The sequence below is a fragment of the Lysinibacillus sp. FSL H8-0500 genome (assembly GCF_038051955.1).
In the GTDB taxonomy this organism is placed as follows: Bacteria; Bacillota; Bacilli; order Bacillales_A; family Planococcaceae; genus Lysinibacillus; species Lysinibacillus macroides.
In genome coordinates, this window is sequence record NZ_CP150292.1 from 2,223,310 (window position 1) to 2,249,655 (window position 26,346).

The following is a 26,346-nucleotide window of genomic DNA, read 5'->3' on the forward strand; positions in this document are numbered from 1 at the left end:
AAGGAGAGTTGCATGGCTTCTTTTTTATTCTTTCAATAAATTATTTAATGCTTCATAAACAAAATAAGCTCCTAATTTAACCGTTCGCCCATTTTCATCTAATAATGGATTGACCTCACTAATATCAAAAGAATGTGTATGTGGATGTGATGTTACTTTTTGGATAATAGCCCGTACAGTTGCTGGCTCAAGCCCAAATGGTGAAGGAGCACTAACACCTGGCGCAAATGCTGCGTTAAGTACATCCATACATAAGGTTAAAAGCACATAATCATGTTGATCCATATAGTGCTGTAAATCAGCCATTAATTGCTGTTGATTCAAGGTTATGTCATCTTCTAAAACGTATTTTACCTGTAAGTCCTTTGCTTTTTCGAATAGCTCTTTTGTGTTACCATAGCGCTGAATACCCACAACAAAATAACTGACAAAGGAGTCCTGTTCTAAAATTTGACGGAACATTGTACCAGATGATGGTTGCTCATGATAGGAGCGTAAGTCAAAATGGGCATCGATATTAATAATGCCGATTTTAGCCTGCTTTGGTAATGCTGCACGAACACCTAAGTAATGGCCGTAGACGGTTTCGTGACCACCACCTAGCACCACACATTGTAAATTTTTTTGCAGTGCCGCTCCAATAACTTCAGCGAGTTCGCGCTGTGCTTCCTCAAGTGCATGATTTAGACAAAGAATATTACCCATATCAATAATTTGCTGCTGATCGTCAAATAACCATGGTAAGCTAGATAATGCTTCACGCAATGCATTTGGTCCATTTGCTGCCCCTATACGCCCTTGATTGCGGCGAACTCCCTCATCGCAAATAAAACCAACAAGTGCAGCATTTTTAGCAGTGAAATTACGAATATCGTTAATGGCCATTCTTGTTACTTTTTGATGGAAGCGAAAACTACTTTTATTGGTTGTTGAATCAACACGGCCTTTCCAATGCTTTTGCTCTGTCAATATGTACATAATTTTCTTCACTCCATTGTTGTTATCATGACCACTATTATAGCTTGCTGAATGATTAAAAGGCTACCTCTTTTTATTGGAAAATTCGTAAAATTGAACATTGCCTTAGCAGACAGGTAAGGACAGGAAAAAGCCTAGATACCGAAAATTTACCACTATTTTTACAAAGCTAATTTTCTGAGCTTCCGCATTTAATCTATTGTTTAAAAATAGGGAATGATAAAGTAGTCCTTCGTAGACCTCTGGCAAAGGAAGCCCGTACTATAAAACAGGAATTTGCACTATTATCAGCCTTACAATCATTTTTTAAAGTAGTTCCAAAAGCTTATATGTATGTAGAAGATCCAGCGATAATTGGCAGCGACTTCTTTTTAAGAGAGCGCAAAAAAGGCATTGTTCTCGATACCCACTTTCCAAACGATACAAAACAGACAGAGAAGCTTGCCCGTCAACTATCAGAAATAATGGTCGATTTTTTAGTGAAGCTCCATGCAATCCCTTATAAGGATACTCCATTAAAAGAGAAGGGGAAGCCAGACGGTTTTATGGAGCGGCAGGTATATGGATGGATAATACGCTAATGAACAAGCGAAAACAGCAGAGCATGCGGAGGCGACAGTATTAATAGATTGGCTGAAAAATCAGCTACCCTCTAATAAGGAGACAACGATTATTCATTATGACTACCAAATAAATAACGCGATGTTCTCTAAGGACTATACCGAAATGATAGATCTTTTTGAGTGGGAAAGAGCAACAGGGGGGACCCATTAGCAGATGTTGGGATAGTCATGAGTTACTGGGTGCAAGCAGATGATCCAGAAATGCTAGTGTATGCACTTGGACAACCATCCATCACGACTTTTTATACACAACAGCAATTTATTCAGCGCTGTGCAGAGAAAAGCGGGCGAGATATTTCAACCATTCACTATTATTGTACATTCGCCTATTTTAAAGTGGCCGTGATTTGTCAACAAATGTATGACAGCTATATAAAAAGGCAAATACCAAATGATCGCTTTGCTCAAATGGATCAAATGGCTACTGTCCTTATTCAACAAGCTTTAACAGCACGATAAAAACCTTCAAAAAATGGTTATTTTTTCAAAGTAGTTTTTTATTAAAATAAATAACAGATTATCCGACATTATAATTATAGTTTTAAATAATCTACTCGCCCCAATACAATACCAAAAAACAAAATAAATCACGTAAAAGAAATAAAATAGAGAGAATGTATGTTCTTGTTGTTAAGTTATTGTAGGAGATATAAAGCCGAATGTTTAAATCCCAATGAATGGTTTTTCATGACGAGTGTGACCATTCATTGGGCTACAGTAGATGTGCAGTGTAAGGCTACCATTCGTAGAAGTTATCTTCAATCAACAACTCAAATGAATCCACTAATAAGGTCAACATTGTAGGGCTTAGTAGATATGATTATTTCGTTATGATAAAAAGCTCGATGTTAAAAAAATTATTTTTGAAGCACCCAAGTCTTTATTGATAAGTTAGATAGCTGGATTCGTTTTGCGTATGGCATCAATTCTGGAGCAAGCAATCATAACAGGCACAGTTCTTCCTCCATTGACTTGAAGAAAGTGTACACAGTAGTTTTGCAAATCAAGGTGGGCAAAATAAACATTTAAAAAGCTATGACCATTGGAGAGGTATACATCCACTAAAGACCCAGGTTTCAAATCCTTTAAGTGTAGACAAACACAGCTATTACAATGTTTTTCTCCTTCTTTGTCAGGGCTATTATAATATTTGATATTAGCTAAATCTTCTTCAACCATATCCTGACTTAAGCAGTAACTTTTAGATACACAAGGGCATTTTGCGAATTTATGATAGTTATTAAACTCCCAATTTAGGCGTGTCAAAGATCGATTTTCATTCATTTCTTCAGCGCTCCTTTACCTAGCTACTCGCTATTACTTCTAATCTATGTAAACGTGCAGGCTAGAACTGGTAATATGTCCATTCGTCTGTCGCATAAAAAGACTAGACTCATCAAAATAGAGTCTAGTCTAATTACTTTTATGAAAAGTATTTTTATCGTTGTTATTTCATACGTTCCGCTTTACGTGCCCAGTATGTAGCCAGTAATGCGCCTGAAATATTGTGCCAGAAGCTGAAAATTGCACTTGGCACGGCTGCTAATGGGCTAAAATGCGCCGCAGCCAAAGCGGCACCGAGTCCTGAATTTTGCATACCGACTTCGATGGCCATTGCTTTTTGATCCTCATATGTTAGCTTAAACATTTTACCAATTAAAAAGCCTAGTAAATAACCAAGACCATTATGTACAATAACAACACCGAAAATTAACAATCCAGATTCCATAATTCGATCTTTACTTGTGGAAACAACAGCTGCAACAATTAGTACAATCGCAAAAACAGAAACGAGTGGCATTAAATCGGCACTTTTCTTTACCTGTTCTTTTAAAAAGAGTTGAACAGTAAATCCTAAAATAATGGGAATAAGAACAATTTGGATAACGGATATAAACATATCTTTCGCAGACACTTCCATCCATTCACTTGCAAGTAAATAAATAAGCGCTGGTGTTACAATAGGAGCAAGCAGGGTAGATACAGATGTAATGGCCACTGACAGTGCAATATTTCCTTTTGCTAGAAACGTCATAACATTTGAAGCTGTACCACCAGGGCAGCAGCCAACCAAAATAACACCAATTGCAATTTCTGGTTCTAGTCGCAAGCCTTTTGCTAAAGCAAAGGCAAGAAATGGCATGACCATAAACTGAGATAACACACCAATCAAGACTTTCAACGGATGTTTTCCAACCTCTTTAAAATCCTCGGCTGAAATTGTCATCCCCATCCCAAACATAATGATGCCCAGTAAAATTGAAATATACGGAGCAATCCATGTAAATTGTTCGGGAAGGAAAAATGCCAATGCTGCAAACACCAATACCCAAACAGCAAAGGTTTTGCTAGCAAACTGACTAATTTTAATTAATAAATTCAAGTCATTTCCACCTCCATTCAAGAATAATACCATAAAATCCAGCGAATGTTCAGATTTTTTTGAACTTGCATATTAAATAATTGAGAAATAGATAACTGATAAAGAAAAATATATCAGTTATCTATTGGTAATCCTTCATTAATAAAGCATATATTTCTAAGTCAATAACACCTTTGCCTGACCAAATGGCTGCTTGACGTAACAGCCCTTCTTTTAAAAATCCATTTTTTACAAGAACTTTTTTAGATGGCTCATTTAATGGCATCACCTCCGCCTGAATGCGATTAATGTGGACTTCCTCTAATAAAAACTTTACAACGGTTGCTACTGCCTCCGTTGCAATGCCTTTTCCCCAAGAATCCTCCGCTAAATAGTAACCAATTGTCACCATATTGATTTTTTGCTGAAAGTCCATTGCTTCAATAATGCCCACCAATTTTTCACGTTGAGATTTTTCAAAAATACCCCATTTTATTCTACTTTTTTTATGATAATCTCTGTCAAAATGGCCAATCATTTTTTGTACAGTTTGGCGGTTATGCTTTGGGATAATGCCGCAAAATTCAAAGATCTTATCATTATCATAAATAAAAAATAGCTCTTCGATATGAGCCCCTTCGATTTTTTTTAGCTCAAGATTCGCTGAGCTTAGGGTAGGGAATTGATGAAATATTTTTTCTATGTTCATTATCTCTCCTCCTTTATAGGGATATAAATTTTCATTTTCATATCATCTGGGTAGCTGGAGCGCAGAACATCTGTTATTTCAAAATCAGGGCCAGTATCGCGCTCGTAATTCGAATTGGGCAGCCACACGCCATAAATATAACGTCTTGTATTTTGCATACCTTTTGCTGTGCTATTTACTGTAAATTCTGCATAATTACCAGCAGGCACTTTAAGATTGAGAAAGCCTGCTGCTAAATTTTCCTCAAACATATGAACCTCCTCGCCTACAATAAAGGAAAATTCACCATTTTCCTGAAAGTTTGTTGAAATACCATAGGCCATATTGGGGGCAGCTTTATGTGAGAGTTGTTCATAATATTGATTTTGTCCAAAATCTAAATAAAAGCTTGAGATGTCATTGTAATACTGCTCGTCCTGCAATGATGTTTCGTAGACATAGCCTGTAATTTTCTTGCTTGGCAATTGAATAATTACTGGTTTTTGCATTGGTAGTACTCCTTCGATTTTATAGTCCAAAAAGTTTATTTTGGTTTGAAGTGGGGTAGAGTTGACTCTTTTACGGTATTTCGCTGGCGTGAGCCCCGTATACTGCGCAAATGCCCGTGTAAATGCCTCTTGAGAACCATATTGAAAGCGAATGGCAATTTCTAATATATTGTGAGATGTTGTCACTAATAAGGTTGCGGCTTTTGACAGCCTTCGATTGCGAATATATTGTTGCACAGAAAAGCCTGTAATTGCTTGAAAAAGTCGTTGAAAATGAAAAGTGGAAAAATAAGACTGTGCAGCAATATCTATAATCGTTAATTTATCCTCTAGGTGCTCCTCGATATAGTCAATTGCCTGTTGAATTCGCTCAAAATAATCCATACCATCATCCTTTCTATATTCAATAGTAATGATAAAATAAAAATGTTTTTTGATAATCTATGCTAATTTATATGTACAAATATTAAATCAATAAAAATGGTCGGTACTGTCAATATTTTTGTGTAAATGACGATTCACCCGTTCAAGGGAACTCATCACCTGTGTATTCAATTGTACTTGTTCGAAGTGTTGATTTGAGTGTGTAGGAAAGGGCTAGCCCTTTCCTACACACTCAAATTTCGCGCTGGCGCGTCCCGGTCTAGTTTGCCGGTTCGTGCAGCTGCTCAAACATTTCTTCTAGCTTTGCACGGGCCTGATTGAAGCCGATGTGGCAGCGTGTGGCGAAACGTTGATTATAGTCTTCGAACTGCGTCACTAAAAAGCGCTCCAACGATTCTTCGTTCGGGAACTGTTCCTTGCGCTTTGTATATTTTTTGATTTGCTTATTGAACGACTCGATTAAATTCGTCGAGTAGATGCTTCGCCAAATCGCCTTGGGAAAGCCGTAAAACGTCAGTAAATACGGGTTTTCGAGTAAGCCTTGTGCGACTTTTTTATACGATTTGCCCCATTTTTCGCAGAACGTCTCGAGCGCTTTTTTCGCTGCTTCAGCGTTCTTTGCCTGGTGAATCGTTTTAAAATCCTCGCACACTTCCTTGCGATCTTCTACTCGGACTTTATGCATGATATTGCGTGCCACATGGACAAGGCACACCTGATATTTTGCCTTTGGAAACACATTAAACACAGCGTCTGCCATGCCTTTTAAGCCGTCTGATACGAATAAAAGTACGTCTTCTACACCACGGTCTTTGAGCTCTTGTAGTAGCTCCTGCCAGTTGTAGGCCGATTCTGTTGGGGCAATCGTATAGCCAAGCACTTCTTTAGAGCCGTCTTCACGAATACCAACTGCAATATAGACGGCCTCTTTTGACACCGTATCACGACGCACGGCAATATACGTCGCGTCTAAATACACGCATACGTAACGATTGTGCAAAGGACGGTTATTAAAGGCTTCTACCGTTTCTGAAACAGCCTTTGTCATATTCGAAATCGTTTGCGGCGTATAGTGATGCCCATACATTTTCTCAATTAATTGCGCAATTTCCGCCATCGTAATGCCTTTTTTGAACAAGTGAATGACCGTTTCTTCCAGCGTATCGTTCGAGCGCTTATATGGTACCACTGTCTGTTGTTTAAACTCACCGTTGCGATCCCGCGGGATTTGAAGCGTTAAATCGCCGTACTCCGTGTGAAGTGTACGCGAATAAGACCCATTGCGAGAATTGCCTGAGTTGAACCCGATACGATCGTATTTTTCGTAATCCAAAAATTCCGTCAGCTCTGTCGCCAGTAGCGAGTTGATCGCCATTTCCAAGTGCGAACGAAAAACCTCGGTAATATCTTGTTTTTTGACTAGTGCATCGACAATTTCTGTTGTAAACTGATTCATAGGGAAGACCTCTTTTCTAGGATTGGTTGTGGTGACTTAATTCTACCAAGAAAGGGTCTTCCTTTTTCTATGGAATTTTCTATTTACACAAAATATTTTATACTCTCAAATGGTCATAAACAATGATATTGAAGATTAATAAATAATGACCAGCACTCCTGCAAAGAGTCTGGTCATTTTGTGTCTTCAGATAATTTTGAGCTTGTCGCTGTACCAAAGCCTTTTGTTTTTACAGATACATCAAGATCAACAGCTATTTCAGGATAGATAGTGGCCCAATCCTTTTTAATCCGATGCCATGCTTTGTAATCCTTTCGATAGAGTACTTTATCAAATTTTAAAAGATCAGCTCGGTACGTTTTTTGAATGGTGTGAAGTGTTCGCACTAATCTTTCTCGAATAACTTTGCTCGTTTCTTGATTTAAAGCATCAATTGTTTCAGATTTTGTTACGTTCAGATGACAGCTTATTTCAGCTATATTTTGTTCAATATCAAGCTGTATACGGATGGATGGTCGATTATTTAGTATATGGCCAGTAATTTTTGTTGAGGCATGCAAAATTTTAGTGGCTAATTTGCCTTGTTCAGGGCAGGAAATGGTTTCAAATGTACTGTTAATATTATTATTTAACAAATTATAATCTCTGCTTTCTTCTTCTGATAAAAAGCCAATAAGCCGATAGTTTTTTAAAATAGCCAACCCGTTATACTGTAATTGTGCAGGGCTATCAGTTTGTTCTACATTTGAACTATACTTTCCTTTATCAGCATTCCCATAGATTTTAATGGAGGGTAAGATGGCACTATGATCGGTACTAGTTAAATCATTCACTAAATGGTCTAACGTCACAGATTCAGTAGCACCCCACATATCCTCAGAATCCTTTAAGGATTTGATAATTTTACTGGCAGGTATATCTTCTAATGGTGTCAAAATACTCAAAACTTCTTGTGCAGTAGCTTGATGGGCAATTATAACATGAATATCATTTCTACCCTCAGCATCTCTTTGGAATAAGTCAAAAACGCTGTTCATCCCTTCTTCAGCCAGCTTTTCACCAATAATTATCACTTGAGCATGAGCATAGTAGGGCTTCCTTGGTGTCAATGTTGTTAACTTACGGATAGCTTCAAGTAACGTTTTTCCTTTTGCGTGATAGGTAAACACAGGCGCTTGATTACTTATAGCTTTATTCGATGCTACTTGGCTAGGGTTCACAATTTGAACGGACACTTCTAGTAGCTCGTCCGTTTTATCTATTCCAACAGCAGTAACAATGGCTAACTCATTTAGCTCTCGTTTATTCCAACAACCGCTTAATAAAAAAATAATGCATATGAATAAGATAAAAGGCAATGTATGCCGGATAGTAAGCACCTCCCTCTATAAATATTGGTATATCAACGGTTTGACCCGATTTGATTACTGAAAAAAATATTTTTTCTTGCACTTCTTTCTCGCTATTTTCTAGTTATTCAATTGTTTAACAGTTCGTGGATACGCTACGCTAACGTCAATTGGCAATCATTAACTTTCCATTCCGTTATGTGATGCACTTTTGGATCTCTGCGTTGCTTATGATGACGTACCCTCCCATGTCTCTCGGCGTCTGTTTGCGCGTACATTCCTTCGTTCGGTCTCTTCATAAGGCAGAGGCTGGCGATGCTCCTTTAGGGACTCATTTGAATGCAATCAATGGTCGAATGGTGAAAATAATGCCGGCTTCTCCGTGTCATCCTCTTGTTTTTGACTTCTGTTGGCAACGCTTAGGCAGCCGTTTCAAGACTGGTGAAATCAGTCATCATTTGATGTGCGTTAAACATGGTTTTCTTTTTGCACAAGGCGTGTAAAATCTTCAGTAATTTCCCACAGAGCACGACAATCGACTGCTTTTTACGGAGTGGATTGATTGCACGTGTGGTGTAGTATTCATGCAAGGCTTTAAATGCCGGATTATGTTGAATTAATGGCATCATGACGCGAAACAGGAGCGCACGTAGCTTGCGCCGTCCTCGCTTCGAAATCCGTTTTTGTCCTTTTTGTTGACCAGAAGAGTTTTCACGCAATGTCAGTCCCGCTAGTTTGATTAGTTGGCGTGGATGTGCATATTGCGTGAGAGAGCCTGCTTCTGCTAGTAAATCGACAATGGTTACGTCTCCGATTCCTGGTACCGATGCTAAATACGCATAATCTGTCATTTGTTTCGCAAGCCCGATTAATTGACCCGTTAATTCGTCAAGCTGGGCTTGCATTAATTTCACTTGAGAAAGTAGTGTGGCGATTTCAAATTTGGCCATCACTATGCCTTCTGTCAGTCCGATTGAGTTTTGCACAACCTCGACTAATTGTTTTGCCTTTGGTCGTTGGGGGCTTTTCATCCCGTCTACTTGACGGTATAAAAACAGTAATTCTTCTGGTGTTTTCCCTTGGATATCCGATGGCAATGGGGTCATTTCGAGCACCGCATAGGCCATTTTCCCAAAGCTTTTAAACACCTGTGTGAACTCTGGGAAGAAGTGATCTAACCACCGAATGATCCGGTTTTGAAGCGCATTTAAATCTTCTTGCATCTTTGAACGTAATGTCGCTCCATTTCGTAACTCTGCCTCGATTCCTTCCAGTTGTCTAGGATAGCTGAAACGACCGTCCCGCATGAGGCGCGCAATGACAAGTGCATCTTTTTGATCATTCTTCGTTTGCAGATTATCATCAAGTTCCTTTGAGCGATTGACGTGCATCGGATTGACCATCACAAAGGGAATCCCGCGGCTTGTCAAAAACGCCGCTAGGTTCATCCAGTAATGTCCTGTTGGCTCAAAACCAACGAGGATTTCCTGTTTTTCATGGGCAACTTTTAACGCAAGTAACCGCTCATAAAAGGCTTCAAATCCAACTTCTGATTGTATGATTGGAAATGATTTTTGGAGCATACGACCTCGATCATCGATGGCACAAGCAAAATGTTTGTGTTTGGCGATGTCGATGCCAATGACTAAAGTATTTTTAGAAACTTGATTAATTTTTTGATTCGTATTAAAATTCATGATGGAGTCCTCCTTGGTGAACAAATTAGGGGTCAATTCGTCGTTGTTTTGACACCCCGCATCATACCAAGAGGGCTCTTTTTATTCAAGTCCCCGAAAATCCTTCTAACAGGAATGCTCCTCTATGAAGGATAAGCAAATAATAAGTAAAATAATCAGCAGGAAATATGGAGGAAACATAATAAAGGGGCCACTGTTTTAAACAGCAGCCCTAGTAACAAATCTAGGAGGTGTAAGGCTAATTAGCTTTACACTATTATTGTATACAATATTGATATTTTGAAATAGTTAATTGCCTGGGTAATAGAAAGAAAATTAAAACTATTTCTGTTTTCAGATGTAGGCTCAGCAGTGAATTGAGAAGGGGAGTGTACCTTATTTACTGCACAATCCACTGCAAAATAGAAGGATCTTTGATTTTATTATCCTCGCTAAGCATCACAATTTTTGACATAATTTCTGCTGTGCGTGGATCTTCATCGGCAAATGGTAAGAAAATGCGTCCACGATGCTGCGATTGGACAGCTAAAATTGGAATCATTGTGCCACCTACTTTATGGACAGTACCGCTTCCTAAATGGACATTGTAGCGTGCAAGTGATCCTTCAATCAACACATATTGCTTTTCAACCGAAACCTGTGTTAGCTTTAACATTTGTGTTAATTCTCTTACAATAGCTGCACGTGTTTCAATTGTTGAGAAGCTTGCCTTAGGATCCACGCCACCAATATGTGCAACACTCACCACTAAATCAACATCGCGCATTGCCTCAGAGAAAATAAGTGGTGGTACATCTTGTAACGGGATTGGTTGGCCTGTACGGCGATTATAGAATGCCACATATTCAATGGTTGGTGCTTCAATATCTGCTGGTGAGAACCAATCGGCCATCGCATACATTGTAACAACAATATCTTGATCATAATAAATTTTACGTAACCCTTCATCATAGCTCGCTAACCAGCCACGTGTTTTTAAGAGGGCAATCGTTTTTTGTGGTTGAATTTGATGTCCTGCATAACGCGATGAAGCATTTTTGTCGTTTTCATCTGCATTCACAACATATAATTCACGGAATACTTGCTTAAAGGGCTGCACGATTTTTTCTGTAAATACCTCGTGCTGAATTTCCGCCCATCTTTTTGCTGCATATAAATCGTATGGATGTGCAATACGAACCTCTGCATCATCGTCAATTTTTATATTTTTAATTAGATCAATTGTTGTACCACTGACAATATAAAGCTTCTCAAGCATTGGTGCTAAAACAGGGTGGGCGAGTAAGTTTTTCATTTCGCCAAAGGTAAAGATAGTCCCTTTTTCCATAGCCTCTTCAAATGCTTTACGTGATCTGCCTTGTTGGTCACGTAATTGCTTGCGTACAGCTGTTATTTCTTGAACGATGACATTCTTTTTTAAACGTGCTGGAATCGATTTTAATGACTTATCTGCCTTATAAACAACAAAATCTACAAGGCCTTTATCATTAGCCTCTAAATGTACTGTAATATCATCCACTTCAATGGGTTCAAAATATTGTTGAATTGCCTCTAATTCAAAGATTTCCATACGCCATACAAAGCGCGTAACATCATCGCCTAGATTGCGTGCTAAATTTTCAGTGGCAATGCGACAGGCTAAGCCTTCACTTTCTCGCCGCTGCGCGCCAAATTGCTTGCTTTCCTGTAAAAATGCCTGAATAAATTGGTAACGTTGATAGGCATCCTTTAATGGGCTGCGTTTGCTAAGGGGTATAAGACCAATACAGCGTAGCTTATCTTTATTGCGCTTATCGATAACTTCCTCCATCAATGGTTTAAGCTTTAAATGACCAAGTGCAGCATCTGCAAACATTTGGGCACGGCGATGTGTGGCCCCCTCAGAAGCATATTTCGCACTATGATACAGTTTATCAAAACGTTTTTTGCCAAGTGTATGATAGCATTCTAGTAGCCATTCCTTGGCAAAAGCACCATCGCGGAATTCATTTGCTGTAATATTGGTATAAAGCTGTATACGGCTCATGCTCTCATCGCTTAAAGTGTTTGTTGTATGTGCGCGGAAATACCATGCCGAACTTTCAAGCCCTTGCCAGCCTAAATATTCACTAACAAGCGAAATATAAGCAGGCGTATACATCATGGCATTTAATAGCTCTTCCTCTGTTAGCTCATACGGCTTTAAGGCTGCTGCTAAATCATCCATTGTATCCTCAGGCGCAGGTTGACAATGCTCTAGCATACTTGAAAATACTTCACGCTTTGTATAATCGCCAGCCCATGAATAGCCACGTACTAATGTTAAGCCCTTTAATGCATGCAAGATACGGGCAAAATAGTTAACACCGACAATTGGATTTACAGCGTGATTCGCAAAATGGCTTACTTCAGTTCGCATATCACCACGACTTAATTCGATATCAATAATGCGCTCCACTGAGTTTTCATATACCTCAGCTAAAAATGGATAACTAGTGATCAGCTGGTCACGCTGTTTTGAATGAAACAAATCTGCTACACGATAACGATCGGCTTGTGGATTAAACATTTTTAAATAACAGGCATCAATCGGTACAAGCTTCATGCTATGTGCCTGTGCAATCATATCATCATTGGCATATAAAATTGGTAAATAAGTAGGACCTTTCTCAGTCTCTCGATTGTACTGCTCATGCAATGTAGTAATCGCTGCATAAAGCGAGAATAGCTGCGTAAATTGCTCATCTGTATTCAGGTGACGCTCACAAATTCTCATTAATTTTTGATACAGAGGATATGTTTCGTAATTATAGGCTGACCACTCTGAACCTATATTAATGCGCTCAAACCATTTTGCTGTTTTTGATAGCTCTTGGAAGATCTCAACAAGCGCACTATAAACATAGGTGAACGATGTAGCATGATCGTATTCAGTATTGTAGAGTAAATCAATTACATCGCACACCTTAACGCCATGTGCCAATGTATTTATCCAATAATTGAAATCATTAATATTCTCGAAATTTATCCATTTTGCGAGTATTTCTATTGCTTCGTCTACTAATTCTTTATCCCAGGGTTCCTTGCCAAAATAACCTCGTTTTGTAAAAAGTATGACCGCTAAACAATCAAGCTCAGTAAATTGCGTATCTTCCTTCCACTGTAGCCAAACATCTGCTAAAGGATAGTTTTGAATATGCTCACTTTCTGTACCGTATAACGGGCTTAAATGGCTACCAAGAATGGCGTCGTAAGAACGATTATCCCATGTACGAGCTTGATATTCATAGGCTGCATGTTCCTCAAATAAATCTGCTAAACGCTGTAATTTTGCCTTAAGCTTTTCGCTATCAAATGATGTCAGGATATGTGTTGAATTTTTAATAACCACCTTGAGTGAGGGAATCGCATCCTTTGCGTAATTTGGCTGAAAAATACCATAGCCACCCGCTAACGTTTTTTTGCTTGTATCTTCTACTAAAACATTCATCAATTCCCTTTCCTTGCTAGTGGGTTTGGCAATGCCATTCACAATTGCGGAAATTTCTTGCATGCTCACATGGTTTGTTTTTTTAAGCTCTACTAATAGCTCTAAACCACCTAGACGTAAATCTTGCTTCGTGTTTTTTACTAAACGTTGGGCGCTTTCGACTATTTTTGCTGGGGGCTGTGCTACAAGCACTTTGACAAGCGCCTGCTTCGTGGCTCCAGATTTTAAATAAAAAAGCTGCTCGACAGCCTCTATTAAAGTGTACCCTTTGTAAAGGACATTTTGAAAAAGAGCTAGGCAACTTGTTGAAGTTGCTGTCTGTATTTTGCAGGCGGCAGCTTCTTTAAGTTCCATTGCCCACGATAATGATTGTAGTACGTCATATAATTTTTAATTTCTCGTTTTACTTCTTCTAGCGTTTCACACGCTTTGATGTTTGTTTCATCTTTAAAATGCCCAAAGAAAGATTCTTGTGGCGCGTTATCCCAACAATTTCCTCGACGTGACATGGACTGTCCTAAGCCCATTTTCTTCACCAATGCTTGGTAAATCGGGCTTGTATAATGAAATCCTTGATCGGAATGGATAAAGGCATCTTCTGCTAAATGTGCATGTTTTTTTAATTGCTTCAATGTGGTCAGAGCGATGTCCAGGTGTAAAGAAGGCGACACCTCATATGCTAGAATTTCGTTCGTCTCAGCGTCTTTAATCGTTGATAAATAAGCACGCTTGCCGTTTTTATATGTTAAATACGTGATATCTGTTAATAACACTTTCCCTGCTACACCTTGTTTAAAGTTGCGTTGTAGTTCGTTCGCGCAAGTGCGATGTTCTTTCGTCGCTTTCGCCATACGTCGGGCTGGATTGGCCTTGCGAATCGGACAAATGATGTCGAACTTCTTCATAATGCGGCGAATTCGCTTTAAGTTATAGGTAATCCCATATTGATTTTGGAGCGTCATTTTAATTTGGCGTGCCCCTTTTTTACGTCCACGGAAGTGATACGCCTTTAAAATAATGGCTTTCACTACTTCATCTGCTTCATCTTGGTTTGCACGATTTTGCGCTGATTTTTCGTTAAAATAATTGTAGAACCCTGAACGAGATACGCCCATTACTTCACATAAATAGCTCACCATGCGCTTTAATTTATACTTTTGAAGTGTCTGTTCAATTAATTCGAATTTTAGTTTCGCTTCGATTGTGATTTCTTCTTCAACATCTGCCTTTCGAGTAGATCGAGCTTTTTTAGACATTCATTTTCTGCACGTAATAGCTGGTTTTTGGCTTCTAAGCGGGCAATCTTTTCCTCCAAACTTCCCTCTTTTTGTGAGGGACGTCCCGAATTTGTCTTTCGTGTATCTTGTAAGCCTTCCACACCGGTTTGTCGATAAGCTGCACGCCAACGTTTTCCGGCAGAGCTAATTCGTTGTAAACCAATTAATTCTACATTTAGACCTGCCTCTTCGAAAATTTCTCTTGGTAATTTTCCTTTGTCATTTTCAGCGATGAAATGACGTTTGAATTCATCTGTATACGTAATCGCTTTCTCGCTAACTGCTTGTACATTTGGATTACGTTTTAGCTGTTTCTGTTCTTCTTTTGTAAATAATTGTTTGGTCATCTCTCATCCGCTCCAACATCTTTTTTCTCATTATAAAGAAAAATACCCTATACGATAGTCTTTTTTCAAAGTGTCTATCGTATAGGGTACATTTTATATTTGTGCATCGTCTAAGGGCTCCTTTTTCTTCTTAATAAGTTCTAATGCTAAGTCACGAGTGCCACGCTCCTGCAAACATTCTATTAAAAATGTATTGGCAATAGGCATTTTTAATTGTTCTACCATAAAGCCCAGCAGGTTTTCACGCTGATTTGGTGTTAAGGCTTGACGATTATTATAAATTTTCATAATGTAATCATGGTCGTTCCAAGCAACAGCTAACAGCATTGTCCCGTTGATAATATATTCTTTCGTTAACGTGTAATGTATCCATGGAAATGGCTTACCTTGCAGTGTATATTCTTGCTTTTTCATTAGCTCCACGATCTGTTCGAGACGTGGTATCAATGTTTTTGGATAATGTTTAAAATAATCAGGATGTATAGATCTATCATAAAAATGATATTTCGAATGCATATAAATAGGAAAAATATCCTGTATGGCCATTGTTAAAATATCTAAATCATCATGCGCCATAATAACATCTAAAATATGAAAGCGTAAATAGGGCTCCAGATTTGTGGCATGAGCAAAGTATAAGGCTGATAATATTTGATGCTTTTTACCTTGTAATAACTGTTGTAATGCAGGTTCAATATTTTGTACCTGAAGGGTAGCAATCGCCCAAAGTGCTGCATAGTTTTTAATGGCATCCTCTGACTGTACGAGCGGTTCGATGTCAGCACCGTTGGCGAGTACATCATAGGCAATATCTAGCAGCTTCTGTATGATTTTTTTATCTTCTACCACGTATTGCAGCCCTATCCATGTTTCCACTGCACGTTGTACAGCAGAAAAACGTAATAAATCATGTTCCTTTATTAGCTTTATAAAATAAATAAGCACTTGAGGGGTGCCTCTATCAGCATTTTCTAAAATAGCTTGGCGTGTGCCTTCCTGGCGCTGTGCGGCGATTAGTAGCTGTCCAAGCCATTCAACAGCCTTCATATTATTACTGCGAACGATACTTTGAATTAATGAATGGGTTAATAGGGCAACATTGTTCTCACCAAAAACGGCATCATGCACATATTGCATCGCCACTGCATCATCTTCCTCCAATAAATGAGCAAACTTTGCATGGACAAACTCTTGAGAGGCGATAGCATATTCTTTTTGATCACTGTAAAAATTAACAAATCCTTGATAATAACGTGCTTGATGATAACGTACAACATCGATAACATTCGCTTCTTTATTTAATGAACCACCAGCAAGAATGGAAAGCACATTCGTAGCCTGTTCCTCTAAAGAATGGCTATGCATGGAACGTCGATAAAGACCGTTTTGAAAGGCATATGTTGTTTGTTTTGAGCAATAAATTTTAAGCTCCTCAGCAAACGCTTGCTCGTAAAGCTCCGTCAATGCATCTAAAAGACCTTTATCAAATAATTCCTCGACTGTCTTTAGCTGATGCTCCTTTATAATCGCTTTAAATTGATCTAAATCTTCATATTGGTACACATAGCCTTCCTTTTTAGCTTTGTGCTCCATTGACTGTAAAAATTGCAATAATTGTTTTTTCATAGGATGTTCCTCCTTTGCTATAAATATTTCGATAGTATTGTTAATTTTTCGCTCTATTAACTGGAAAAGTAGCAGTAGACGGTCTTTCATGGATGCTCCTTATTACCATAAACGCCCTGACAGCATAGTTAACTTAATAAATGTAAAGATATCCTCTTCATTTATAGAGAGGGGCTCATCTAATGCTGTGAGTTCGAGATCACCATGTAACACTTTATAAATTCCATCTTTAAAGGCTAATAGAGCTTCATCAATCGCTGCTGACTCAGATTGTTTAGTGTCATTATATTGATGATGAAAGCCCACTTTTCCTTGCTTATGTGCCACCTCAATATCTTCCTCTAATAAATAGCGTGTGAATGGTTTTTCTTCGTTAAATGATTTGACATTTTGTTTGACAATTTGCGTAATTAGTTCTCGCAATGTTTCAACAGTCTCTATATCGAAAGGCTGTAGTGCTAGCACAGGCTTCCTTTTACCAATCGACTTGACGTTTGCATATATTCGCAATATTCCCACTCCTTTTTCGATCATTAAATCGCTTATGTACAACTGTGATACAAAACTATTCCCATAAGGTAAAAATTTTACGCTATAAATTAAATATTGTTCTATTATCTATTTTAAGGAAAAGAACATTAGTTCGCAATCGTACATTGCTCCTATTGAAAAACTATAGCTATTTAACTATTAAATGGACATTTATCCTAATAATAGATGATATAAAATGGAGGAGAGGGTGAATAAAAAAATTTTTAAAAATAGATGTAACTTATCGAAACGTTCGCCGTCTAACTCAGTAGTAGAATACAAAAGCTAAAGCAAAGCTTAGTTAGATTCACTTTTCACAAAAAGACCAGAGCTCGTTCTTGGAGCCTCTGGTCTTTTTGTGATGCTTAGTGGAAATATACAACTATATCTTCACATGATGAAATCATATCATTTATATAATTAATTGCTTAGAATATTTATTATCTGGAATATGCATACCATCAACAAGGCTTAAAATGACTTAGATTTTTTGGACTCTTTTAGTTGTTTCACCAATTTAAGGTGAAATAAGCTGGAAACTACTAGGTTGATAAACGTCACACAAAACGCTACTGATCCTGCAATCACACGTTTTCACCCAACTATAGTAACAATTTTAGATACCATGTTGTAACACGGCATCATTATGTCACTATCAGTTAAACAATTCTATGATTTTATTACGAGCTATTTTATAAAGAAGAAAAAACAATTCAACATTTAAATCAGGGTTTGGAAAATATTTTAACTTGTTAAGCATCCCAACTTATCGTAGTATTAAAACGAATCAAAACTAAGTAAGTTAGTAAGATTCACTTTCACAATAAAGCCAGATACTCATCAAAGAGGAGTATCTGGTTTTTTGTTAGTAGTAAGAATTATTTTATTCCCCAAGAATTTCTTCATCCATTAAAGGAATTTTTCCACTTACTTTACCACTAAGCAAAAACCTCACCAAGTCAATTGTTTTACGCTATAATGTAGGGCGAGGTGAAGAAAATGTTTGTAAGTGAGAAACAGATTGAAGTGCGTTATGCAGAAACAGACCAGATGGGCGTGGTGTATCACGCAAATTACATCATTTGGATGGAGATTGGGCGTACACAGCTTGTCAGTGATGTGGGCTTTGAGTATGCCGCATTGGAAAAGGACGGCTATGTCTCGCCGGTCATGGATTTAGCGATTTCTTATAAGGCAGCGATGCACTATGGGCAGGTGGCAACAGTACGTACATGGGTTCAAAAGCATGACCGTTTACGTACAACCTATGGCTATGAAATTTTACATGAAGACGGCACAGTGGCAGCCACTGCTCAATCCGTACATATTTTAGCGCATAAAGATACTTTGCGTCCTGTATCCTTAAGTAAAATTGATCCTGCTTGGGATGCTAAATATAAAGAAATTGCCGTTGAGGCAAAATAGGAGAGTAGCAGATGGAAATATTTTTAGCGTTAGGAGCTATTTTAGCATGTCTTGGTGTTGTGTTAGGTGCTTTTGGGGCACATGCCTTAAAAGATAAATTTGCGTCACCCCGTTATGTTGCTATTTGGGAAACAGCTGTGCAATATCAGATGTATCATGCTTTAGGGATCATTGCACTTGGTATTCTATCTAATGAGGCACTTGTAGGAAGCTCTAGTCTGCTTTCTTGGGCAGGGTATCTGATGCTTACAGGGATTGTATTCTTCTCTGGTAGCTTATATGTGCTTGCCGTGACAGGTGTGAAAAAGCTAGGGGCGATTACCCCAATCGGTGGAATGTTATTTATTGTTGCGTGGGTGCTTGTTATAATAGCTGCCTTATCCTAATAAAGAGAATGTAACGAGAAAGTTCTGATGATTCATATCATAGGAGCTTCTCGTTTTTTAGTTGATATGAAGAAAATGAAACAAATTGTCTGATTTTGCGTATTACATAGTATTGATAGATGATAAAATAAGCTAAACATCAATGTGAAGGTGGGAATATTTATGGGTTTATTAAAAGCAGGCGTTGGGGCATTAACAGGTGTTTTAGAGGATCAATGGCGGGAGTATTTTTATTGTGAGGCATTATCCGCTGATGTTCTCGTGACTAAGGGTGTTAAACGTACTTCTAAACGAGGTTCAAATAAAGGGAATGACAATATTATTAGCAATGGCTCGATAATTGCCATCAATGAAGGGCAATGTATGATGATTGTTGAGCAGGGGAAAGTCGTAGAGTTTTCTTCGGAAGCTGGGGAATATGTCTATGATACATCAACAGAGCCTTCGATCATGTATGGCTCAGACTTGTCAGATAGTATTAAGGAAACATTTAAGCAAATAGGTAAACGTTTCACATTTGGAGGAGAACCTGCGAAAGATCAACGAGTTTATTATTTTAATAAAAAGGAGATTGTAGGGAATAAGTATGGTACCCCTGCTCCGATTCCATTCCGTGTGATCGATCGCAATATTGGCTTAGATATTGATATTGCAATTCGTTGCCATGGTGAATACTCCTATAAAATCATTGATCCATTATTATTCTATACAAATGTATGTGGCAATGTGGAGCGTGAATTTACAAGAGATGCCATTGATAGCCAGTTAAAATCAGAATTAATGACAGCGTTACAGCCAGCCTTTGCACAAATTTCAGCAAGTGGCGTTCGTTATAGTGAAATACCTGCGCATACGGTTGCATTAGCAGATGCACTCAATAAGGTCTTATCAGAAAAATGGCTTGCTACACGTGGCTTAGCTGTTGTGTCATTTGGGATTAGCACCCTGAAAGCCTCTGAAGAAGATGAGGCGATGATTAAGCAATTACAACGCAATGCGGTAATGCGTGATCCAGGAATGGCGGCTGCACATTTAACAGGCGCTCAGGCTGAGGCGATGATTGCAGCCGCTAACAATGATGGTGGGGCGATGGCAGGATTTATGGGCATGAATATGGCTGCACAAGCTGGGGGAGTCAATGCTGGCCAGCTTTATCAAATGAATGAGCAAAATAAGCAGGCACAAATGGCGCAGGCTGCTATGCAGGAGCAAACAGCAAAAGCATCAGCTACATGGACATGTACTTGTGGCCACCAAAACAGTGGAAAATTCTGTTCAAACTGTGGTGTGGCAAAACCAGCTGAAGAGGGCTGGACATGTACGTGTGGTACGGTGAATAAGGGCAAATTCTGTAGTGAATGTGGCGCGAAAAAGCCCCCTGAAGCCTTGCTCTATGCATGTGACAAATGTGGCTGGTCACCTGAGGACCCAACAAATCCACCAAAATTCTGTCCTGAATGTGGCGATATTTTTGATGAACGAGATGCGAAATAAGGAGATGATGGTGCATGTCAACACAAGAAGTTGAAAATGTGACCCAAGCTAAGCTTGATTTTGACGCTGAATGTCCGTCATGTAGTGCATCAATCGCGTTTAATCCTGCAACTGGAAAATTAACTTGTCCATATTGTGGCTTTGAGTCTGAAATTGCTACGCCTGAGCAGGAGGAAGAAAAAGTTGCCCAGGAAATGGATTTTGCGAAGGCAGAGGAACGTGGTAATTACAATTGGGGTGTAGCGAAAAAAACGGTGATTTGTAAAGCTTGTGCAGCAGAAACAATATACGATGCATTGCAGGTTGCCGATAGCTGCCCTTATTGTGGCTCCAATCAAGTCATGGAGGCTAGTGCAGAAAATACATTAGCACCAAATGGTGTATGTGCTTTTGAGGTTACCGATAAGCAGGCAGGAGAAAACTTTCACCAATGGATTAAAGGGAAGTGGTTTACACCGAAAGCTGCTAAAATAAGTGCTAAGCCAGATGCATTTAAAGGCGTGTACCTTCCTTACTGGACATTTGACTCAAAAACAAGCTCCCGATACTCTGCAAGATATGGGCGACATCGCACAGTGACAGATAAAGAAGGAAAAACACGTACAGAAACGGATTGGTATTCAACAAGTGGCTTTTATCAGGAATTTATTGATGATCATTTAGTGAGTGCGACCACTCGCTATGATCGTGCCATGATGCGGAAAATTGAACCGTTCCATTTATTAAATAATAAAGCCTATAAACCAGAGTATGTAGCTGGATTTTTATCAGAGCGCTACAGTGTGGGCTTACAGGATGGCTGGAATCAAGCGAAGGGTGAAATTCATGACCACCTTCATGCACAGATTACAGCTAAAATTCGCTGGGAGCACAATGCAGATGTAGTATCAAATTTACGCTTTTCTACAAATCATGATGATATTACCTATAAATATTTAATGTTACCGATTTGGCTATCATCATTTCGCTATAAGGAAAAAATTTATCGCTTTATGGTCAATGGGCAAACAGGCCAAGTTGGAGGAGATGCTCCTATTTCGCCGCTCCGTGTAACAATCGCTGTTATTTTATCATTACTGGTTATCGCGGTTATATGGTATTTTTTTATAGCTGAATAATAGTAGGCAGTATTCCAATATCTTGTTGGAATACTGCTTTTTTAATGGAAAAGGACTCTTTATCCTAGCTATAGATAAGACGCATGGCATAAATTATAGTAATAAAGAAAATATGCATACAGCCTTCAGTAAAAACATACAGTGACTAGATCGTGCAAAAACAAATGAATAAACAATGATGATGAAACAAAATTTCCATAAATGACGGTCGGTGAAGTTGCGATTTTATGTTAAACGACTTATGATACAGTCAAAGAGCTTTTTAGGATATGGATTTTTGAATAACAGACACGAAAGTTATTCATAATGGAGGTTTCGATGATATGGATGCAATTGAAGTGTTAACAAATTTAGATCAAATACATGGGTATTATCAACCGATATTTAGTGCAGATGCACATACGGTGATTGCCTACGAAATTTCCGGACATTTACAAATTGAAGGGCAACAAATAAATTTAAAGGATTTTGTGAATAATGAAGATATTCCAGAAGAATATCGCATCGATATGGAACATAAAATCTTACATGCCGCACTAGCCAATATTGATGAAATTGGATCAGATATTGATATTTATATTCCAAGCAATCCAAATCTATTAATGCAAGATTTTGGTGAAAGTCAGTTTAATATTATCCAGCAATATATAGGGGAAGAAGATTTACATCGTGTTGTTTTGGTTGTATCAGAGCACCGTTTTTTAGGAGACATTCATCAATTACATCATGCGTTACGTTATTTTACGACGTTTGGCGTGAAAATTGCTATTCAGGAGGTGGGAGCGGAAAGTCATTTAGAGCACATTGCTCTATTGGCTCCTCATATTTTAAAGGTCAATACACGTGACTTAAATTATAATTCTTGGTCGGCTCAATCGGATATGATTTCAGCAATCGGCAGTCTTGCTTATAAAATTGGGGCGAATTTATTATTTGAAGATATTGAAACGGTGTATCAGCTACAGTTTGCTTGGAAAAATGGAGGACGATTCTATCAAGGACCATACCTCGCCAATCCAGCCACATCCTTTGTGGATAAAAACATATTAAAGGAACGCTTTAAAAAAGAATGCCAGCAATTTATTACCTCTGAAAAGAAAATGCTAGAGGCACAATATTTTCAATTGAAACAATTACGAGAGGAGCTAGAGGCGATCGTTCAACGTGTGAAGCCTACGAGCGATAATATTTCACACCTAGAGCATCTGGCTGAATTATTAGATAGCTATTCCTTCCGTCTCTATATTTGTAATGAGGATGGCTTTCAGCTAACGCCTAATATTGTGCGAATCAATGGAAATTGGGAACTGCAGCCACAAGCCATCAATAAAAACTGGAGCTGGCGCCCTTATTTCCTACAAACCATTATAAAAATGCGTAACGATCAAAGTGGGGAAGTTTCTGAATTATATCGTGATATTGAAACAGGAGAAATTACACGAACATTTTCCATTGCGATCAATGCACATGAATATTTATTTGTGGATCTTTCCTACGATTATCTTTATGAGCACAGTATTTTTAGATAAGTAGATGAATGCTTATATATCAAGGGTTGTGGGGTATAATTGGACATTGTACCCCACTTTGTACCCCAAATTTACTCGAACTTAATTAAAGAAGAGAGAACTTGCGTTGCTTTTAATTCTTCATCAGCAAGAGAATGCGCATATGCTCTCATCACCATTTCAGGTGTATCACCAACAATTTTAGCTACTGTAGTAACAGCAGTGCCCTCAGTAGTATGAATACTAACGAAAGTATGGCGAAGTATATGTGCTGAAAAGCGCTCAGATTTATGTTTCTTTTTTAAAGCATTAAACATTTTAGATATACAGTTACTACTGATAGGTTCTAAATTAACGGTAATAAATACATAATCTTTGTCTGTTAAGTCAGTACCATACATTTTTTTGATTCAAACCACCATGCTTTAAAGCTCTTTAAATGCTCTGCTAGTTCCTTACTCATGTTGATGGTACGGATTACTATTTAGCGTCTTGGGAGAGCAAACATCATATTCAACACAGGTTTTGTTGATAGAAATAGTATTTTTATCAAAGTCTATATCTTTCCACGTAAGACCAGTCAATTCATCTTTACACATCCCTGTAGTTGCTAATGTTAACAAAATTGCATAGCGTGTGGCATTTTCAGTTGCTTTAGTAGTAAACTAACACATGTTCAAGCTATGCTGCAGTTAATGCGTCTTTTTTTCGAGTAGGCTGCGCTTTACTCCAATCTAATCTTGTATATCGTAATGCCTTTTCAACTACATCGTTTAATATAGAGCCTAATGTAGAACAAACAAATTTGATTGTATTTTTACACTAGGGTCGCTTAAATAACATCTGAATTTTCAGTTTCCGATTCTCCCGATTTTAATGAAAAATCGAAAACACCAAAACCAAGATAGTAAACCTCCATTTTTTTACTCTAACCTTTGACGAGTGTAACAGTGATTAGAAAGCTTTATGGCACACTATTTTCTTGGATTTTGCACAACCAAAAGTGTGCGGATTTCCATAAAGCCGCTTTTAAATATCAACTAATTTGTAAGTATTTGTGTTTAACTGGACCAGTACATTCAAACAATAAACAATCGTTGTCAGATACACTGGGTTATGAATACTTTGCTTGCTTTGACTGTAAAACTTTTTGCTCGTCAGCTGTTGTTTCATCCATTTTATGGAGTGAAGCGAATAGCAATAATTTCATAAAGGAAGCCATGTGAAGCTTCTTTGTATAAGTATTTAATTGGAAGGTTTTCACTTGTTCTTCAAATAAGTGCGTTGAAATAGGGGAAAGCCATTATTCAAATAATGTTTTTCGTGTAAACCTATCCATGCTTAAGTCCTTTATTTTGGATATGGATAGGTTCCTACTACCCATCCATTATAAAGGCTTTTTTTTTGTGCAATCGATAAGTTACAGAAAATTCAATTTACGATAGTGCAATTATTTATTTTAATGCGACACGAGCGATGTAATCAATGAAAATTAATTAAGCACAATGCCAAAAGAAAATATAAAAGAGTCACTTGTGATAGCGTAACCCTTAGTAACTAAATTCGAAGGTTCCTAGTTTATAGCCTCAGAAATAGATTTATGTATTTTGTGGTCTTTCAAAAATTAGTTCATAGTAAGTACCCATCCCAGGTGCAGAAGTGAAATTAGGAGTGAAGATTTGAATAAATCTCCAACCTTCTTTTGCATGATTTTTAATTACTTCTCGATAGTCCTCAGTAGGTTTGCTCGATATTTTTTTAAACTCTATTTTTACAAATTTATATTCGTACATTAGGAATAACTCCTCTTTTAAACAGATCATAACAAAAAAAGCTGTAGCGGTGTCACATATTACAGAAAACTAAAAACATTTTGCCAAAAAAGATGGAAAGTAAAATTTTATTCTTTTATACAAAAGACCGGGTTCATAAAAGATCCTGGTCTAACATGAAAATATTAGATGAATTTATTATTCTTTATTGTTAATAAATTTATATTCATCTATTAGTTTTCTACTAGTTTCTCTATGCGACGACTCTATAGTGTCTTGCAATTGTAATGCGGTTTTAATTAATACAAATGCTATAAAAAAAGCCGCAAATAACACAAAATATGCAGTCGCTTGAGTACCGTTAATTATGTAATTATAAGCATCTCCACCTACCCAGGCATTGCGTGATTCAAGTAACGTAGATTCAGGGTTCGAATAGAAAAATAATCTATAAAATCCCATGATGAAAAAAATAATACTAAGTATAAGTGATGTAATTGAAATACCTTTCATTTAAACCTCTCATTTCTATATATGTAATTAATATAACAATAATACCTATTGTTGTCATTAAAGAATGAATTTATATATTATTTATATTTAAGTAATTTAGTGGACTTTAATAAAAATTCCCACTTAAAAACACTCAACATTCCGGGTGGTGAGCCAATGATGAGTAAAAAAGCCGTAGCGTGATCAGACGCTACAGCTCAAATTGGTTACTGCCCTATATAAGTTCAGTCAGATAATTGATTATATCATAGGGGGCAAAACCATGACACAACAAACAAAAAATAACACGATTAATATGAGTGAAAACGGTGTATACATCGTGCAAGTTGGTGTAATAACACCACAAAATACAATCATCTGGTACAAAGGGTAAGTGTTTAATGTAGAGCGTGCCTAAAATACTTTTAAAGTATAACAAATGTCTCTATTTAGGCTAATATTTAGCTAGAAGGAGGTGTTTGACATGACTAAAAAACAAGAAATGTATATTTAGTTAATAAATTAGTAAGCAGTTTCCCGTTTCACGAAATTTTAGTTGGCCGCTTCAATTCAAAAAGAAAGGCGAAGGGCAATGGACTTTTTTAGAGCTTAGACAGTTTACCAGAAATTAATAGGATGGATGATGTAATGGTTGTTAGCAGTCATCTTGAACGAGGGGCAAGAATTGTAGATGGTACAATTCAGAAATTAAATAATTTAATAAGTGCTGAGCAATGAGTTTTTAAGGTCACATTCTTTTGAGCGTGCCTTTTTATTGTAAGAGTAAATTTTAGGAAATATATATTTAATTGATATGTAATATTTAGTGTAATTTTGTATAAAATTGTCGATAAT

The 26,346-nt window shown here is 37.7% G+C and carries 23 protein-coding genes and 1 pseudogene; 8 read left to right on the forward strand and 16 right to left on the reverse strand.

What is annotated here, in order from left to right; all coding sequences use genetic code 11:
- Positions 1–24: 24 nt before the first annotated feature.
- The gene (gene hutG / locus MHB44_RS10605) at positions 25–978 is read right to left on the reverse strand and encodes a formimidoylglutamase (RefSeq protein ID WP_341302741.1); all 954 of its coding nucleotides are present in this window, start codon (positions 976–978) and stop codon (positions 25–27) included.
- Between the two features lie 209 nt (positions 979–1,187).
- On the opposite strand from hutG, the gene MHB44_RS10610 reads away from it, so the two are divergent.
- Genes MHB44_RS10610 through MHB44_RS10620 form a run of 3 tightly spaced genes read left to right on the forward strand, consistent with a single transcriptional unit; the run spans position 1,188 to position 2,060 of the window.
- On the forward strand, positions 1,188–1,559 hold the full coding sequence (locus MHB44_RS10610) for a phosphotransferase (RefSeq protein ID WP_341302956.1): 372 nt from the start codon (positions 1,188–1,190) through the stop codon (positions 1,557–1,559).
- A gap of 52 nt (positions 1,560–1,611) precedes the next feature.
- The gene (locus MHB44_RS10615; protein ID WP_341302957.1) at positions 1,612–1,752 is read left to right on the forward strand and encodes a hypothetical protein; all 141 of its coding nucleotides are present in this window, start codon (positions 1,612–1,614) and stop codon (positions 1,750–1,752) included.
- Between the two features lie 17 nt (positions 1,753–1,769).
- Positions 1,770–2,060, forward strand: a complete 291-nt coding sequence (locus tag MHB44_RS10620; protein ID WP_341302742.1) for a hypothetical protein — start codon at positions 1,770–1,772, stop codon at positions 2,058–2,060.
- A gap of 432 nt (positions 2,061–2,492) precedes the next feature.
- Here the strand turns inward: MHB44_RS10620 and MHB44_RS10625 are convergent, their stop codons facing one another.
- The 11 genes from MHB44_RS10625 to MHB44_RS10675 all read right to left on the reverse strand — a co-directional run bounded on the left by MHB44_RS10625 (position 2,493) and on the right by MHB44_RS10675 (position 17,275).
- On the reverse strand, positions 2,493–2,885 hold the full coding sequence (locus MHB44_RS10625) for a hypothetical protein (protein WP_341302743.1): 393 nt from the start codon (positions 2,883–2,885) through the stop codon (positions 2,493–2,495).
- Between the two features lie 163 nt (positions 2,886–3,048).
- Positions 3,049–3,984: a bile acid:sodium symporter family protein gene (locus MHB44_RS10630; protein ID WP_341302744.1), complete on the reverse strand. Its 936-nt coding sequence runs from the start codon at positions 3,982–3,984 to the stop codon at positions 3,049–3,051.
- A gap of 121 nt (positions 3,985–4,105) precedes the next feature.
- Positions 4,106–4,672, reverse strand: coding sequence for a GNAT family protein (locus tag MHB44_RS10635; RefSeq protein ID WP_341302745.1), 567 nt, complete (start codon positions 4,670–4,672; stop codon positions 4,106–4,108).
- Positions 4,672–5,544 (reverse strand): effector binding domain-containing protein, encoded by an 873-nt coding sequence (locus MHB44_RS10640; RefSeq protein ID WP_341302746.1) that lies wholly within the window; start codon positions 5,542–5,544, stop codon positions 4,672–4,674. Before MHB44_RS10640 ends, MHB44_RS10635 begins: the two co-directional genes overlap by 1 nt.
- Before the next feature lie 259 nt (positions 5,545–5,803).
- On the reverse strand, positions 5,804–7,000 hold the full coding sequence (locus MHB44_RS10645; RefSeq protein ID WP_053993757.1) for an IS256 family transposase: 1,197 nt from the start codon (positions 6,998–7,000) through the stop codon (positions 5,804–5,806).
- Between the two features lie 173 nt (positions 7,001–7,173).
- Positions 7,174–8,379, reverse strand: coding sequence for a Ger(x)C family spore germination protein (locus tag MHB44_RS10650; protein ID WP_341302747.1), 1,206 nt, complete (start codon positions 8,377–8,379; stop codon positions 7,174–7,176).
- A 389-nt stretch (positions 8,380–8,768) separates the two neighbouring features.
- Positions 8,769–10,046, reverse strand: a complete 1,278-nt coding sequence (locus MHB44_RS10655) for an IS110 family transposase (RefSeq protein WP_341302958.1) — start codon at positions 10,044–10,046, stop codon at positions 8,769–8,771.
- A gap of 379 nt (positions 10,047–10,425) precedes the next feature.
- A complete protein-coding gene (locus tag MHB44_RS10660) occupies positions 10,426–13,869 on the reverse strand; it encodes a DUF4132 domain-containing protein (protein ID WP_341302748.1) in 3,444 nt (1,147 codons plus the stop codon).
- Positions 13,809–15,139 (reverse strand): IS3 family transposase gene (locus tag MHB44_RS10665; protein WP_235473289.1). Its coding sequence is split into 2 segments (ribosomal slippage): positions 13,809–14,755 and positions 14,755–15,139, totalling 1,332 coding nucleotides; the frame shifts between segments, so codons are not numbered across the junction. The genes MHB44_RS10660 and MHB44_RS10665 overlap by 61 nt, the downstream gene beginning before the upstream one ends.
- Before the next feature lie 93 nt (positions 15,140–15,232).
- Positions 15,233–16,765: a hypothetical protein gene (locus MHB44_RS10670; protein ID WP_341302749.1), complete on the reverse strand. Its 1,533-nt coding sequence runs from the start codon at positions 16,763–16,765 to the stop codon at positions 15,233–15,235.
- Positions 16,766–16,867: 102 nt separating this feature from the next.
- Positions 16,868–17,275 (reverse strand): hypothetical protein, encoded by a 408-nt coding sequence (locus MHB44_RS10675; RefSeq protein WP_341302750.1) that lies wholly within the window; start codon positions 17,273–17,275, stop codon positions 16,868–16,870.
- A gap of 1,020 nt (positions 17,276–18,295) precedes the next feature.
- On the opposite strand from MHB44_RS10675, the gene MHB44_RS10680 reads away from it, so the two are divergent.
- The 5 genes from MHB44_RS10680 to MHB44_RS10700 all read left to right on the forward strand — a co-directional run bounded on the left by MHB44_RS10680 (position 18,296) and on the right by MHB44_RS10700 (position 23,248).
- The gene (locus MHB44_RS10680; RefSeq protein ID WP_341302751.1) at positions 18,296–18,721 is read left to right on the forward strand and encodes a thioesterase family protein; all 426 of its coding nucleotides are present in this window, start codon (positions 18,296–18,298) and stop codon (positions 18,719–18,721) included.
- Between the two features lie 11 nt (positions 18,722–18,732).
- Complete coding sequence (locus MHB44_RS10685; RefSeq protein WP_341302752.1) at positions 18,733–19,107, forward strand: DUF423 domain-containing protein; 375 nt, start codon at positions 18,733–18,735, stop codon at positions 19,105–19,107.
- 162 nt (positions 19,108–19,269) lie between these two features.
- A complete protein-coding gene (locus MHB44_RS10690) occupies positions 19,270–20,601 on the forward strand; it encodes an SPFH domain-containing protein (RefSeq protein WP_341302753.1) in 1,332 nt (443 codons plus the stop codon).
- A 14-nt stretch (positions 20,602–20,615) separates the two neighbouring features.
- Positions 20,616–21,719: a hypothetical protein gene (locus MHB44_RS10695; protein WP_341302754.1), complete on the forward strand. Its 1,104-nt coding sequence runs from the start codon at positions 20,616–20,618 to the stop codon at positions 21,717–21,719.
- A 323-nt stretch (positions 21,720–22,042) separates the two neighbouring features.
- Positions 22,043–23,248: an EAL-associated domain-containing protein gene (locus tag MHB44_RS10700; RefSeq protein ID WP_053995594.1), complete on the forward strand. Its 1,206-nt coding sequence runs from the start codon at positions 22,043–22,045 to the stop codon at positions 23,246–23,248.
- 71 nt (positions 23,249–23,319) lie between these two features.
- Here the strand turns inward: MHB44_RS10700 and MHB44_RS10705 are convergent, their stop codons facing one another.
- From MHB44_RS10705 to MHB44_RS10720, 4 genes and pseudogenes are all read right to left on the reverse strand, one after another.
- Positions 23,320–23,628 carry a tyrosine-type recombinase/integrase gene (locus MHB44_RS10705; protein ID WP_341302755.1) on the reverse strand — a complete coding sequence of 103 codons (309 nt, stop codon included), beginning with the start codon at positions 23,626–23,628 and terminating at the stop codon, positions 23,320–23,322.
- 563 nt (positions 23,629–24,191) lie between these two features.
- Positions 24,192–24,406, reverse strand: a pseudogene (locus MHB44_RS10710) (IS4 family transposase); the annotation flags it as partial.
- A gap of 419 nt (positions 24,407–24,825) precedes the next feature.
- Positions 24,826–25,020, reverse strand: a complete 195-nt coding sequence (locus tag MHB44_RS10715; RefSeq protein ID WP_341302756.1) for a DUF4177 domain-containing protein — start codon at positions 25,018–25,020, stop codon at positions 24,826–24,828.
- A 177-nt stretch (positions 25,021–25,197) separates the two neighbouring features.
- Positions 25,198–25,512 carry a hypothetical protein gene (locus MHB44_RS10720; RefSeq protein WP_341302757.1) on the reverse strand — a complete coding sequence of 105 codons (315 nt, stop codon included), beginning with the start codon at positions 25,510–25,512 and terminating at the stop codon, positions 25,198–25,200.
- Positions 25,513–26,346: the final 834 nt, after the last annotated feature.